A 14,988-nucleotide genomic window follows, 5' to 3' on the forward strand; every position below is an offset into this window, starting at 1 on the left:
CGGTAGTTATCGCGGATAAATGCTTCGGGGAGGGGTTAGATGGCTGGAAGCAACGGCAACGGCGATCTGGCGTTTACGGCGGAGCTATTCAAGGCTGCTGACAAGCTGCGCGGCAACCTGGAGCCGTCGGAATACAAGCATGTCGCGCTTGGTCTGATCTTCCTCAAATACATTTCCGACGCTTTCGAGGCGCAGCGGGCGGAGCTGTCAGCGGATCAGTATGCGGACCCCGAAGACCCCGAGGAGTACCTGGCTGAAGGCGTGTTCTGGGTGCCGAAGGAAGCCCGCTGGTCGTTCCTGCAAGGCAGTGCCAAACGGCCCGAAATTGGCAAACTGATCGACGAGGCGATGGTGGCCATCGAAAAGGCCCCCTCAAACGAGGGGCTGAAGGGCGTTCTGCCGAAGAACTATGCTCGCCCGACGCTGAACAAGACCATGCTGGGCGAGCTGATCGACCTATTCTCCAACATCGGCATGCATGACGGCACCGACAAGGCGAAGGACCTGCTTGGCAGGGTCTACGAGTATTTCCTGTCGGGCTTCGCCAGTTCAGAAGGCAAGCGCGGCGGCGAGTTCTTCACCCCGCGTTCCGTCGTGCGCACGCTGGTCGAGATGCTGGAGCCCTACAAAGGCCGGGTCTACGACCCCTTTGCGGCTCGGGCGGAATGTTCGTGCAGTCGGAAAAGTTCATCGAGGAGCATGGCGGTCGCCGACATGACATCGCCGTCTATGGGCAGGAGATCAACTACACGACATGGCGGCTGGCTAAGATGAACCTCGCGGTGCAGGGGATCGACGCCGATATCCGCTGGAACAACGAAGGTAGCTTCCATCGGGACGAACTGCCCGATTTGAAAGCGGATTTCATCCTCGCCAATCCGCCCTTCAATATTTCGGACTGGGGTGGTGAACGGCTGGCGGACGATGCGCGCTGGAAGCATGGCACGCCGCCTAAGGGCAACGCCAATTTCGCCTGGCTGCAGCACATCCTGCACCATCTCGCCCCGCGCGGCACGGGGGGCGTGGTGCTGGCCAACGGCTCAATGTCCTCCAATCAATCCGGCGAAGGCGATATCCGCAAGGCGATGATTGAAGCCGACGTTGTGGATTGTATGGTTGCCCTGCCGGGACAGTTGTTCTTCTCTACCCAGATTCCTGCCTGCCTGTGGATTTTGGCACGCGACAAGAGCGCCAATGGCCATCGTGACCGGCGCGGAGAAATCCTGTTCATCGACGCCCGCAGGCTCGGTTTCATGGTCGACCGCGTACGCCGCGAGTTCAGCGCCGAAGACATCGAAAAAATCTCCGAAGCCTATCACCGTTGGCGCAACAAGGATCAAGGCACTGCCTATGCCAACGAGCCCGGCTTCTGCAAATCGGCCACCCTGGCCGAGGTTAGCGAACACGGTCATATGCTGACGCCTGGACGCTATGTTGGCGCGGCGGATATCGAGGATGATGGCGTGTCGTTTGCGGAGCAATTTGAGGCGCTGCGGGAGCAATTGCAGGCGCAATTTATTGAGGGGCGACTACTAGAGGAGCAGATTGAGCGGACTTTGGCGGGTGTAGTAGGCCATGAATAAGTTCGCCGTGAAGACTGTTGAGGAGCTATGTGCCGACGGCGTTCTCTTTCCTCCGATGGATGGCAATCACGGGGAGATACATCCAAAATCCTCGGACTATGTGCCAACGGGCATCCCATTCATCATGGCATCCGACCTAAGCAACGGAAGGGTGGATACGAAGAATTGCTCGTTCATATCGCTCGAACAAGCTAATCGCCTTAGAAAGGGCTTCAGCATTGCAGGAGACGTTCTCTTAACTCATAAGGCAACTATTGGCCGCAGAGCTGTAGTCGAAGACCTTAACTGTCCTTTCATTATGTTGACGCCGCAGGTAACTTACTATCGGATAAAGAATCCATCGGTTCTGTGCAGTCGATATCTTTATTATTACTTCAATTCTGCAGGCTTTCTGAGCTTGCTCAATCAATGGTCTGACGCAGGCTCGACAAGAGCATATCTCGGAATTACAGGCCAAAAGAAATTGCCTATCGTCGTTCCGCCTATCGAGTGGCAGCGTTGGATAGTTGAACTGCTCGGTGCTCTTGACGACAAAATCCAGCTGAACCAGCAGATGAACGAGACACTGGACGCGATGGCGCAGGCGATCTTCCGCGACTGGTTTGTCGATTTCGGTCCGACCCGCCGCAAGATTGAGGGCGCGACCGATCCCATCGAGACTATGGGCGGGCTTGTCACCGATCCCGACCGCGCACGGCGACTGGCCAAGCTTTTCCCCGCCAGCATGAGCGACGATGGCCTGCCTGATGGGTGGAAATTGGCCACCGTATCGTCGGTGACGAAAATGTTGAAACGCGGGTTGACACCGGCATACATAGAGGAAGGCATCCCAGTCATCAATCAACGCTGCATACGAGGCAGGAGCATCGATTTCAGCTTCGCCCGCGAGCATGATGTTGAGAGGCGAGCGCCTAAAGAGCGGCTGCTTCAAATGGGCGACGTATTAGTAAACTCTACTGGGGTCGGCACGCTTGGTCGAGTTGCCACTGTACGACGATTGGCAGGCCCGGCCACTGTCGACAGCCACGTTACCATTTGCCGTGCCGATAGCTCCAAAATCTCACCTCTCATTCTCTCGCTGTTTCTGGAGACAAGCGAGGGCCAGATTGCAGGAATGGGACAGGGATCGACGGGGCAGACAGAATTAAGTCCGTCATCTCTTGGTGGCCTTGCTCTTGCGGTCGCCTCGGGGGAGGTACAACGCTCGTTTGAGAGCGCCGTTGTGCCGTTGCGACAGCTATCGTCGACGAACGGCGACCAGAACCACACCCTTGCCGCCACTCGCGACCTGCTGTTGCCAAAACTGATGTCAGGCGAGATCGGCCTCCGCGAAGCCGTACAACAGCTTGAAGCGGCGCAGTGACAACGCCCACCCAAACCTGCCGTTAGTTAGGTTTACGACATTCATAAGTGAAAGTATTCTCAAATGAAGATCAGCAGCATTCTCGAAAAGATCGACGAAAATCAGCTGTTTATTCCGGCGTTTCAGCGCGAGTATGTTTGGAAGAAGAAGGACGCTAAGCTCTTAGTAAGTTCGATGATCAAGGGTTATCCGACCGGGACGATCCTGACTTGGGACACCAATCATCCACCGGAGCTGAAAGGCGATCACGCCTATGATCCGAGGCAGGGGGCCATCAAAATCCTATTGGATGGTCAGCAGCGCGTCACCACGCTTTATATGCTGATCCGGGGTGAGCTTCCGCCTTACTACACGCTCGACGAAATTACCGACGATACACGGGGACTGCATGTCAACGTGGAAACGTTGGAGCTTGAGTATTTTCAGAAGCGGATGGATGCCGATCCGCGATGGCTGAACGTGACCGATATCTTCAAGCGAAACGTTCGCACCAAAGACGTGGTGCGAGCCTTGGAGAAAGGGCGAGAGCTGACGAAGGAGGAGGAAGATCGGATCGACGACAATTTTGCCGCTGTGCAAAATATCCTTGATCGCGATTTCCCAGAGCAGAATATCCCTGTGAGGGCATCGCTGCGAGAGGCGATTGATATATTCTACATCGTCAACGCTGGTGGCGTGGCGCTAACGGACGCAGAACTCGCCCTGGCGCAAATTTCGGGGTACTGGCCGCAAGCTCGCGAGGCTTTCAAGGCGAAGCTCGAAGCACTGAAAAAGAATGGCTTCGTCTTCAAGTTGGATTTCGTGGTCTACGCGCTGCTGGCAATTTTGCATCAGGGCGGCTCAGATATGCGCAAGCTGCACTCCGCCGACAACAACGATCCGATCCGTGCGGCCTGGAATGCGCTCGATACGAAGGTGCTGGACTACATCTCGAACCTGCTCCGAGACCATGCGTTCGTCGACCACACTGATGAAATCAATTCGATCTACGCCCTTATCCCCATCGTCGCCTATTGCCACCGGATGGACTGCAAGCTGAACCACGGTCAAATCCAGAAAGTGGTCAAATGGTTCTACTATTCGCAGGTTCGTCGGCGCTACGTGAGCCAGCTTCCGCAGAAGCTCGACCATGACCTGAAAATCGTCGCTACCTCTGACGTGCCGTTTGACCGGCTGCTCGACGTAATCCGCGAAGAGCGCGGCGGAGCGATAGCGATAACGCCGGACGAGTTTGTGGGCAGCGCCATACAGCATCCGCTTTTCGGCCTCGTACGGTGGCACCTCAAAAGCCGAGGAGCAAGGTGCCTCACCACCGGCGTTTCCATTCATCATCCGATGGGTGAGAAATACAAACTGGAATACGACCATATCTTCGCCTTCGCCAACCTCAAGGCCGAAGGGTATGGCGTAGAGAACCGGCTGAAGTATCAACTGGCTCAAGAACTGACGAACCGGGCGCTCCTTACACAAATTGCCAATCGGTCGAAGGGCAAGAAGGAGGCCGAGGCGTACTTGTCCTCGGTGGTGAACAACCAGCCGACGGCGCTTTCTCTGCAACTGATCCCAGAGGACCGTGAACTCTGGCAAATTGAGAACTACGAGCTCTTTCTCAAAACGCGCCGCAAGATGCTGGCTGACAGTATCAACGCCTGGCTTGACGGATTGGCCGAGATGCATGCTGTGGCCGAACGCATCAGCGTTGAGGATATGATTGCCGAGGGTGAGAATGAAGATGTCGAGTTCAAGGAAACGCTGCGCTGGGACGTTCGTCAGGGAACTGTCAACAAGGACCTCGAAGCCGTCATCATGAAAACCATCGCGGCCTTTGCCAATCTGCAGGGCGGCACACTGATGATCGGCGTGGCTGACGACGGTAGCGTTTCCGGGCTTGATAACGACTACAAGAGCCTGAATGGAGGTGATCGTGACAAATTCGAGCTGCACCTCAAGACGCTGGTCATCAACACCTTTGGGGAGGCCTTTTCGGCGACCAAGCTCAAGGTTTCCTTCCCGCAAATTGACGATAAGGAGATTTGTCGAGTTGAAATCGCGCCGACCAACAAGCCAGTCTACATCAAAGTTGCAGACAAGGGCGGTGCGGCAATGGATCGCTTCTACGTCAGAAACGGCAACTCGTCCCGCGAAATGGCTGGGGAACAGGCGCTCTTGTACATCAGAGAGCGGTTCGTCTGACGCGCGTAAGGGGGGGCGCGATGGGAGAGATTGTCTACAAGCAGGTCGAAGCCGACTACTCGCGGTCCGGCTTCCGCGAGGATATCGTCGAGGAAGCTGCCATCGGCATTTTCGAGGAACTGGGCTACGTCTATGCGCCTGCTAGCCAGATTGCGCCCGACGGCTCCGCGCCAGAGCGTGAGGCTTACGTCGACACGATCCTGACATCGCGGCTGATGGCTGCCGTCGCGCGGCTCAATCCGGCAATCCCGGCCGAGGCCCGCGCATCGGCGATCAAGCAGCTTTTTGTGACCGAGACGCCGTCGCTGGTCGAAGAGAACCGGCGCATCCATCGGCTGCTCACTGAGGGCGTCGATGTCGAGTTCGTCGTCGCCGATGGGGAGATCAAGGGCGACAAGGTCTGGCTGATCGACTTCGACAATGTCGATAGCAACGACTGGCTGGTGACCAATCAGTTCACCGTGGTCGACGGCCGCCACAAGCGGCGCGCGGACATCGTCGTGTTCGTCAACGGCCTGCCGATCGCCATCATCGAGTTGAAGAACGCTGCATCGGAGACCGCCGACATCGGCGCGGCCTTCAACCAGCTTCAGACCTACAAGCAGCAGGTGTCGTCGCTGTTCCGGACGAACGCCGTCCTGATCGCCTCTGACGGCATGCTGGCGCGCGTCGGCTCGCTGACCGCCGACGAAGAGCGATTCATGCCTTGGCGCACCGTCACGGGAGCGGACGGCGATTTCACGCCGCATGGCCCCCGCGAGATGGCGACGCTGCTGCGCGGCGTGTTCTACCGCAAGCGCTTCCTCTCCGTGCTGCGCGATTTCATCGTGTTCGGGGATAGGGGCGAAGGCCCATTCAAGATCATCGCCGGCTATCATCAGTTCCACGGCGCAAGCAAGGCCCTCGCCAGCGCCATTGAAGCTGCCCGCCCTGGCGGCGACCGCAAGATCGGCGTGATCTGGCATACGCAGGGCTCGGGCAAGAGCCTGCTGATGGCGTTCTTCGGCGGCCTCATTGTGCGGTCGAAGGAGTTGCAGAACCCGACATTGGTGGTGCTGACCGACCGCAACGACCTCGATGATCAGTTGTTCTCCACCTTCAGCCTGTGCCGCGACCTGATCCGCCAGAAGCCGGAGCAGGCCGACAGCCGGGACGAACTGCGTCGCCTTTTGAACCGCTCGTCTGGCGGCGTGATCTTCACCACGGTGCAGAAGTTCTCGCCCGAGGCCGGCGAGGAAAGCTTCCCGCTGTTGACTGACCGTCGCAACGTCATCGTCATCGCGGATGAGGCGCATCGCAGCCAGTATGGTTTCGACGCCAAGCTCGACAAGGCAACCGGCAAGCGCCGCTATGGCTATGCGCACTACATCCGACAGGCGATGCCCAACGCCTCCTTCATTGGCTTCACCGGCACGCCTATCGAGGCCGATGATGTGAACACGCCGGCGATCTTCGGCGAGTACATCGATGTCTACGACATCAGCCGGGCGGTGGAGGACGGGGCGACCGTTCCGATCTTCTATGAGAGCCGTCTCACGCGCATCGAGCTGGACGAGGACGAGAAGCCGCGCATCGACGCTGAGATCGAGGCCATCCTGGAAGACGACGAGTTGTCGGAACAGGAGAAGCAGAAGGCCAAATGGACGACCGTCGAGCGGCTTGTCGGGTCCGAGAAACGACTGTCGCAGATAGCCGCCGATCTGGTCGCACACCTCGAAGCGCGCCTTGCCGGCATGAACGGCAAGGCGATGGCGGTCTGCATGAGCCGCCGAATCTGCGTTGATCTCTACAAGCAGATCATCAAGCTGCGGCCCGAGTGGCACTCCGACGATGACGACAAGGGCGCGGTGAAGATCGTCATGACCGGCTCGGCATCCGATCCGGTCGACTGGCAGCCGCATATCGGCAACAAGAAGCGCCGCGACGACCTGGCCAAGCGGGCGCGCGACCCTGACGATCCGCTCAAGCTGGTGATCGTGCGCGATATGTGGCTGACCGGCTTCGACGCGCCTTGCATGCACACCATGTACATCGACAAGCCGATGCGCGGCCATGGCCTGATGCAGGCCATCGCCCGCGTCAACCGGGTGTTCAAGGACAAGCCGGGCGGCCTGATCGTGGATTACATCGGTATTGCCCAGAACCTGAAGAACGCCCTCGGTCAATACACCAAGTCCGACCAGGAGAAGACAGGCATCGACGAAGAGGAAGCCGTCGCCGTCCTGATGGAAAAATTCGAGGTCGTGCGCGGCATGTTCCATGGCCACGACTACAGCCTTGGCATCAACGGCCAGCCGCAGCAGCGGCTCGTCGCGCTGGCCGACGCCATCGACTGGATTTTGAAATGGCAGCAGCAGGCAGCCGCCAAACTCACGAGTGCGGACGACAAGAAGAAGGCTCACCGCCGCTTTTCTGATGCCGTGCTGGAACTGAGCAAAGCCTATGCGCTGGCGTCGGCCAGCGACAAGGCACGGGCCATCCGTGACGAAGTCGGCTTCTTTCAGGCGGTTCGGGCGGCGCTGGTCAAGACCACGGCCACTGGGAAAATGTCGGACCGAGCCAAGAGCTTCGCCGTCGAGCAGTTGCTCAACCAAGCCGTCGCCAATGCCGAAATAGTGGACATACTGAAGGCGGCGGGCATCCAGTCGCCAGACATCTCGATCCTGTCGGACGAGTTTTTGGCGGACATCCAGAAGCTGGAGAAGAAGAACCTCGCGCTGGAGGCGCTGAAGAAGCTTCTCAACGGCGAAATCAAGAGCCGGTCGCGCTCCAATGTGGTCGAGGCGAGGTCATTTTCACAGCGGCTGGAGGAAGCTGTGTCCCGTTACCATGCCAACGCCATCTCGACTGTCGAAATGATCCAAGAGCTGATTGCGTTGGCGAAGGACATCAAGGCGTCCGCCGCACGTGGCGACGAGCAGGGCCTATCGCCGGAAGAGGTGGCTTTCTATGACGCCCTTGCCGAGAATGAGAGTGCCGTCGAGGCAATGGGCAGCGCGCAATTGCGCGTGATCGCCCATGAACTTGTCGAGCAGATGCGAGGGTCAGCGACCGTCGACTGGCAGCACAAGGCGACAGCTCGGGCCCGTATGCGCGTGCTGGTCAAGCGCATCCTGAAGAAATATGGATACCCGCCAGACCTCGAACAGGAGGCCGTGCAGACGGTGCTGGCGCAGGCGGAAACGCTGCTGCGTGAAGTGATGGTTCCGGCGAAGTAGGGTTGACGGGCACCGACTTCATTCATTCACAACCTTGCCCCGATATCCAGGGCAGAGCATTCTGAAAGCTGGCGCGGCAAATATGCCGCCGGAGGCGCAGTTATTTTCGACGGGCATTTTGAAAGACATTTGCCCCAACTTGATGGTGCCCTTGCCGCAATTTGCTTCCGCACCAATAGCATCGCCCAGCAAGGTCGCTTTTGTCTCGCGAATGCACTCTTCGGGCGATGCATAGCCGCCTTGGTTTACATAGCCTTCATAGCATGCCTTGGTGATATCGGGCTCCGTGAATTTGGCCACGGCACGTGCATGTTTGGTGTTAACGCCGGTAATCTCGATAACTGTTGCAGGCGGCTCTATGCAGCTTCTCTGCAACTCTGCACCCGAGGCCCCTGTAGCTAGGGACGAGAGGCTGGCAGCGAGAAGGAAGGCTCTTGTCGGGGACATTTGTCGCAACGCCAGTCGCGAAAACGAACCGCGATTCAATTTGGCTTTGTTCAAGGCCTTGCTCGTCGGCATGGTTCCTCCTCCTGATGCCAACTGTTAGTTGCGAAGTTGCGCCCAAGGCAATCAGCCGTCAAGCGGACCGATTGGGGAGGGGAGGCGGGCGGATGGGGCCGGCATCGAAACCGTAGCTCATCCTTCCATCAGCAAGACCGCCGCAACGACTCGCGACAGGGTGCGGCAGGCTGTCGCGGATCGTGGGCCGAGCTTTGCTCGCAGTGGCGACCCCGTGGCGACCCCAACGGCGCGACAACGTCCCTGTTTGGCCGCGATACGGCTTAACGCTTTGATTTTTCGTAAGAAATATGGTGGGCGATGCAGGGATTGAACCTGCGACCCCACCCGTGTGAAGGGTGTGCTCTCCCGCTGAGCTAATCGCCCGCTCGTTGCCCGAAGGCCAAGCGAGCCGCGATATAAGGGAGGCAGGCTCGGGAAGTCAAGGCGGTGTCCGGCGTTCTTGCAAGGATCGGATTTCTTGACCTGCGGCACCCGTGCCGGGTGGTCCGTCAGTGTGCGGCGGCGGTCATTAGCCGTTGCACCAGGTCCAGCGTCAGCGCGTCAAAGTGAGAAATAACCGCCGAAGGCTCGAACTCTCGCACGTGGCGGTCGGTATAGCCGAAATCGACCGCCACCACCGGAATACCGGCGGCCTTGGCTGTGTCGATGTCCGTCTGCGAATCGCCGACCATCAAAGCGCGGTGCGGGTCGCCGCCCGCCCGCTTGATGGTCTCGGTCAGGTGGCGCGGATCGGGTTTGCGGAAGGCGAACGTGTCCTGTCCGGCAATCGCCGCGAAATGTCTGGTCAGGCCGAGCGCCTCGATCAGCGCCAGCGAGTTGGCCTCGTATTTGTTGGTGCAGACGGCCAGGAGATAGCCCGCCTTCTCGAAGCGGGCGATCGCCTCGAGGACGCCGGGGTAGGGACGGGACTTGCCGGGGATGTTGTCGGTATAGTGATCGAGAAACAGTTTCAGCAGCCGGTCGTGTTCCGCGACATCGAGCGACCGTTGCTGGGCGGCGTGCGCCCGTTCGATCATGACGCGGCCGCCATGACCGACGAAACGCTTGAAGCCAGCTTCGTCGACGGCCGTGAGCGCGCTGGCGGCAAGGCTGTGGTTGAGGCTGTCGAGCAGGTCCGGCGCTGTGTCGATCAGCGTACCGTCGAGGTCGAACACGATGATCGGGCGGGTCATGATCCATCCTGGGCAGTTTATGCAATGGGCAGGCGATAAAGGCTGCGGCGCGTCAAGGCAAGCGCCGGGCAAGCTCGTTCAGGCAAGCAAGCTCCCCGGACTGGGCATTCGCGACGAGCCGCCAGGCATGAAAAACCCGCCAGAGCGGCGGGTCCCGGCGCAAATCTGCACCATAGGCAAATATGTAGCATAACTGCCTTCACCCAGTCAATAGCCCCTAAGAAAAAATTCCTACGAACGTTGCCGCGCATCGCTCGCCGACCGCACGGGCATACCATTGGCGGGGTACCGGGCGTCATCAACCTACGCCGCCGCCAAGGGCTTTGACCACGGTCAAAAGCTTTGACCACGGTCAAAAGCTTTGACCGGATCGGCAAAAATGGTAGGAGCCCCAAACACCAGGTTCCGGGGCGGCAAAAGCGGCATGGATGCAAGACAGTTGAAGGTCGAAGCCGCGCGGGCGGCCCTTACCCATGTCACCGACGGCATGCGGCTCGGCATCGGCACCGGCACTACCGCCGACGAGTTCGTGCGGCTGCTTGCCGACAAGGTGGCCACCGGCCTGACCATCATCGGCGTGCCCACTTCCGAGCGCACCGCCTCGCTGTGCCGCGAGCTCGGCGTGCCGCTGTCGACACTGGAGGAGACGCCTGAGCTCGATCTCACCGTGGACGGCGCCGACGAAGTCGACCCGGCGCTGACCTTGATCAAGGGCGGCGGCGGCGCATTGCTGCGCGAGAAGATCGTCGCGGCGGCTTCCGCTCGCATGATCGTCATTGCCGACCGGTCCAAGATGGTCGAGACACTCGGCCGTTTTCCTCTGCCCATCGAGGTCAACCCGTTCGGCCTGCGCGCAACCGAAATCGCGGTCGGCAAGGCGGCTGCAAGGCTCGGCCTTTCCGGTCCGGTTACATTGAGGATGACGGGCGGCCAGGCTTTTGTTACAGACGGCGGCCACTTTATCCTCGATGCATCTTTTGGCCGCATTCCGGATACAAGAGCGCTATCGAATGCTCTCCACGCCATTCCCGGCGTGGTCGAGCACGGTCTTTTCATCGGGCTGGCGTCAGCGGCCATCATCGCCGGGGGCGATGGCATCCAAACCGTCCATGCCGCCTGAAAAACAGGGAGTTCTATCGACCATGACGTTGCATAACCGGGTTCGCCGCCTTTCCGTCCTTCTGGCGGCATCGGCCGTTTTCGCCTTCTCTTCGCCGGCGTTCTCGCAGGACGTCACGGAAGCGCACCTGAAGGCGGCGCGCGCCGCGGTCACCGCGATCCATGCGACCGACCCGTTCGACAACATCCTGCCGCAGGCCGCCGCCGCTCTCGAATCGCAGCTCATCCAGAAGAACCCCGACATGCAGGAACTGATCGCCAAGACGATCAGCGAGAAGGCGCTGGCGCTTGCCTCGCGCCGGGCCGACCTGGAAAAGGAAGCAGCGCTTGCCTATGCGAAGGTGTTTTCCGAGAAGGAACTCAACGACATCGCGACCTTCTACAGTTCAGACTCCGGCAAGAAGCTCCTCGAGAGCGGCCCTGCCGTTACGCGCGACCTGGTGAAGGCCGCCGATATCTGGCAGAACGGCCTCGCTCGCGACCTCGCCCAGCAAGTCGGCGAAACGCTGGCGGCGGCGGCCAAGGCCAAGGCGCCGGCAGCGCCTGCCGATGCGGCCGCGCCCGCGAATGGCGCCGCCCCCGCCGACGGGTCGGCGCCTGCCGACGACACGCAGAACTGATCCTGCATTCCAAAGGCCCTTGCGGCCATCTGTGAAGCCCGGCTTGCCCGGGCTTTTCTTTTGATGGTTTGCGGCCTACCTGTCACTCACATTTTCCGAAGCCCAAGGAGCCGCGCAATGGCCGGTTACGACTACGATCTTTTCGTCATCGGCGGCGGTTCGGGCGGGGTGAGGGCGGCGCGCGTCGCCGCCGCGCTCGGCAAGCGGGTCGGCATCGCCGAGGAATACCGCTTCGGCGGCACCTGCGTCATCAGAGGCTGCGTGCCGAAGAAGCTCTACGTCTATGCCTCGCAATTTCCCGAGCATTTCGCCGATGCCGCCGGCTATGGCTGGACGGTGCCGGAAGCCAGTTTCGACTGGCCCACGCTGGTCGCCAACAAGGACCGCGAGATCAGCCGTCTGGAGGCGATCTACGAGAGGAACGTCGAGGGCGCCGGCGGCGAGGCCTTTCATACGCGCGCCATGATCGTCGATCCGCATGTGGTGCATCTTCTGGACGGGGACCGTACCGTCACCGCCGACCAGATCCTGATCGCCACCGGCGGCCGTCCGGCGCCGCACCCGGCATTGCCCGGCCACGAATACTGCATCTTCTCCAACGAGGCCTTCGACCTCGAGCAGTTGCCCAAGTCGATCATGATCGAAGGCGGCGGCTATATCGCGGTCGAATTCGCCAACATCTTCCATGGCCTGGGCGTCGATACCACGCTGGTCTATCGCGGCAAGGAGATCCTCAGCCGCTTCGACATGGACCTGCGGCGCATGCTGCACGAAACGATGGAGAAGAAGGGGATCAAAATTCTTTGCCACGCCGTGTCGGAGTGGATCCGCAAACGGCCTGATGGCCGGCTCGACGCGTTGCTCACCGGCGGCCAGACCTTGACGGTCGACCAGGTGATGCTCGCCATCGGCCGCATCCCCAACACCGAGAATATGGGGCTGGAAGGCATCGGCATCGAGATGACCGCGACCGGCGCGATCCAGGTCGACGCGTACTCCCGCACCAACGTCGAAAACATCTGGGCGATCGGCGACGTCACCAACCGCGTGCAACTGACGCCGGTGGCGATCCACGAGGCGATGTGCTTCGTCGAGACCGCCTTCAAAGGCAACCCGACCGCGCCCGACCACGACACGATCGCGACCGCCGTGTTCTCGCAACCGGAGATCGGCACGGTCGGCCTGTCGGAAGACGAGGCCATCAAGCGTTTCTCCGATATCGAGATCTATCGCGCGACATTCCGGCCGATGCGGCACACCTTGTCCGGGCGCGACGAAAAGATGCTGATGAAGCTGGTGGTCGATGGCGCGTCGAAGAAGGTACTCGGCGCGCACATATTGGGGCCGGACGCCGGCGAAATGGCGCAGCTTCTCGCCATTCCGCTGAAGGCCGGGCTGGTCAAGGATGATTTCGACCGCACCATGGCCGTGCATCCGACAGCCGCGGAAGAGCTTGTGACGATGTACAAGCCGACCTACCGCGTGAAGGATGGCGAGCGCATCGGCTGACAGACAAACGCGCCGCGGCAACGTGCTTGCCGCGGCGCAGTTGGGAGAGCCGCTACAGCAACGTGCCGCGCAGGATCACCTGCGCCACCGAGAAATAGATGACAAGCCCGGTGACATCGACCAGCGTGGCGACAAACGGCGCCGACGCGCTGGCCGGGTCGAAGCCGATGCGTTTCAAGGCGAACGGTAACATCGATCCCGACAGCGAGCCGAAGGTGACGATGCCGACCAATGCCGCTCCGACCGTCGCGGCGATCAACGGCCAGTGCGGTCCGTAGTCGTAGAAGCCGAAATACTGCCACAGCGCGATGCGACAAATGCCAACCACGCCGAGTATCGCCCCGAGCAGGAGGCCCGTGGGCAATTCGCGCAGCGCCACCCGCCACCAGTCGCGGAGCCCGATCTCGCGCAGCGCCAGCGCGCGGATGACCAGCGAGGTCGCCTGCGAGCCGGAATTGCCGCCGGAGCTCATGATCAGCGGAATGAAGAGCGTCAGCACGATCGCTTTTTCCAGCTCGCTCTCATAGCTTTGCATCGCGTTGGCCGTCAGCATCTCGCTGATGAACAGCGCGCACAACCAGCCGGCGCGCTTCTGGATCATGGCGAGGAAGCTCATCTTCATGTAGGGCTCGTCGAGAGCCTCCATGCCGCCGAAGCGGTGCACGTCCTCCGTCGTCTCCTCGATCATCGTGTCGATGATGTCGTCGATGGTGACGATGCCGAGGATCTTGCCGTGGTCGACGACCGGAACGGCGAGCAGATCGTATTTGGAAATCGTCTGCGCCAGGGTTTCGCGATCGGTCAAAGGCGTGACGGTCACCGGCGCACGGTCCGGCGCCACCGACAGGATCGAATCGTCAGGCTCGCCGGTGATGAGTCGGCGCAGGCCGGTCGAGCGCATGAGCAGATGCGTCTCAGGATCGACGATGTAGATGGCGTAGACGGTTTCGCGCGTCCGCTCGACCTTGCGGATGTAGTCGAGCGTGCGGCCGACGGTCCAGTCCGAGGGGACGCTGACGAACTCCGTCGTCATGATCGACGCGGCACTGTCTTGGGGGTAACCGAGAATCGAAAGCAGGGTTGCGCGTAGCGGCGGCGCCAGCACGCCGAGCAGCTCGGAGCGGGCGGGTTCGTCAAGATCGCGCAGGATGTCGGCGGCGCGATCGACCGACATGGCGGTAAGCAGCTTGCCCGCCTTGGCGCGAGGCAGGGACTGCGCCAGCTCGGGCGCGCCCTCGAGCTCCGGCTGGTCGAAAATCTCGACCAGCCGCTCGAACGGCACTTCGCAAAGCAGGTCCGTCGCCGTTTCGCGCGACTCGCGGTTGAGTGCTTCGACCACGTCGGCGACATGGTCGTTTGCAAGGATGCGGGCGATGGCGACGGCCTCGTCGTCCGCTACCGGGGAAAAATCGTTCATGGTTCACTCCTTGCCGTCCGGCAAGACGTGAACCATCGAGGTCACGTCAGGGCGGACGGCGGTTGCGTTCGACTGTGACTGTCGCCAGGCATGGCGCGGTGACCTTTCCGCTCGCGGGTTCGAGTTTGATGTCTGCGAGCGGGCGCAACATAGGAGCTCGCCTTGCCCTGTCAATCGATGTGATCGAGGAAAATGCGGCCAGCATGCCCCACTCGCGAGACTGTGATCGCTAAGGCGTGTCGCGTAGAAATGGCGAAATGACTGGCCGGCCT

Annotated in this window: 9 protein-coding genes, 1 tRNA gene and 1 pseudogene; 7 read left to right on the forward strand and 4 right to left on the reverse strand. The window is 60.5% G+C overall.

What is annotated here, in order from left to right; all coding sequences use genetic code 11:
* The first annotated feature begins 39 nt into the window (after positions 1-39).
* The 4 genes and pseudogenes from FJ964_RS01250 (at position 40) to FJ964_RS01265 (ending at position 8,357) form a co-directional block, all read left to right on the forward strand.
* Positions 40-1,583, forward strand: a pseudogene (locus FJ964_RS01250) (class I SAM-dependent DNA methyltransferase).
* Complete coding sequence (locus FJ964_RS01255) at positions 1,576-2,946, forward strand: restriction endonuclease subunit S (RefSeq protein WP_140548486.1); 1,371 nt, start codon at positions 1,576-1,578, stop codon at positions 2,944-2,946. Before FJ964_RS01250 ends, FJ964_RS01255 begins: the two are co-directional and overlap by 8 nt.
* Positions 2,947-3,009: 63 nt before the next feature.
* Positions 3,010-5,139, forward strand: a complete 2,130-nt coding sequence (locus tag FJ964_RS01260) for a DUF262 domain-containing protein (RefSeq protein WP_140548488.1) — start codon at positions 3,010-3,012, stop codon at positions 5,137-5,139.
* 20 nt (positions 5,140-5,159) lie between these two features.
* Entirely contained in the window at positions 5,160-8,357 is a 3,198-nt protein-coding gene (locus tag FJ964_RS01265; RefSeq protein ID WP_140548490.1) for a type I restriction endonuclease subunit R, read from the forward strand.
* An 18-nt stretch (positions 8,358-8,375) separates the two neighbouring features.
* Here the strand turns inward: FJ964_RS01265 and FJ964_RS01270 are convergent, their stop codons facing one another.
* The 3 genes from FJ964_RS01270 to FJ964_RS01280 form a co-directional block, all read right to left on the reverse strand.
* Entirely contained in the window at positions 8,376-8,876 is a 501-nt protein-coding gene (locus FJ964_RS01270; RefSeq protein WP_140548492.1) for a hypothetical protein, read from the reverse strand.
* Between the two features lie 291 nt (positions 8,877-9,167).
* Positions 9,168-9,242 (reverse strand) — tRNA-Val (locus FJ964_RS01275).
* 125 nt (positions 9,243-9,367) lie between these two features.
* Complete coding sequence (locus FJ964_RS01280) at positions 9,368-10,051, reverse strand: phosphoglycolate phosphatase (RefSeq protein WP_140548494.1); 684 nt, start codon at positions 10,049-10,051, stop codon at positions 9,368-9,370.
* Between the two features lie 424 nt (positions 10,052-10,475).
* On the opposite strand from FJ964_RS01280, the gene rpiA reads away from it, so the two are divergent.
* The 3 genes from rpiA (at position 10,476) to gor (ending at position 13,299) form a co-directional block, all read left to right on the forward strand.
* Positions 10,476-11,171 (forward strand): ribose-5-phosphate isomerase RpiA, encoded by a 696-nt coding sequence (rpiA, locus tag FJ964_RS01285; protein WP_140548496.1) that lies wholly within the window; start codon positions 10,476-10,478, stop codon positions 11,169-11,171.
* A gap of 22 nt (positions 11,172-11,193) precedes the next feature.
* Positions 11,194-11,790, forward strand: a complete 597-nt coding sequence (locus FJ964_RS01290; RefSeq protein WP_140548498.1) for a DUF2059 domain-containing protein — start codon at positions 11,194-11,196, stop codon at positions 11,788-11,790.
* A gap of 117 nt (positions 11,791-11,907) precedes the next feature.
* Positions 11,908-13,299: a glutathione-disulfide reductase gene (gene gor / locus FJ964_RS01295; RefSeq protein WP_140548500.1), complete on the forward strand. Its 1,392-nt coding sequence runs from the start codon at positions 11,908-11,910 to the stop codon at positions 13,297-13,299.
* A 52-nt stretch (positions 13,300-13,351) separates the two neighbouring features.
* On the opposite strand, the gene mgtE is transcribed toward gor, so the two are convergent.
* On the reverse strand, positions 13,352-14,716 hold the full coding sequence (mgtE, locus tag FJ964_RS01300; RefSeq protein ID WP_140548502.1) for a magnesium transporter: 1,365 nt from the start codon (positions 14,714-14,716) through the stop codon (positions 13,352-13,354).
* Positions 14,717-14,988: the final 272 nt, after the last annotated feature.

This window comes from Mesorhizobium sp. B2-3-2 (assembly GCF_006442295.1).
In the GTDB taxonomy this organism is placed as follows: domain Bacteria; phylum Pseudomonadota; class Alphaproteobacteria; order Rhizobiales; family Rhizobiaceae; genus Mesorhizobium.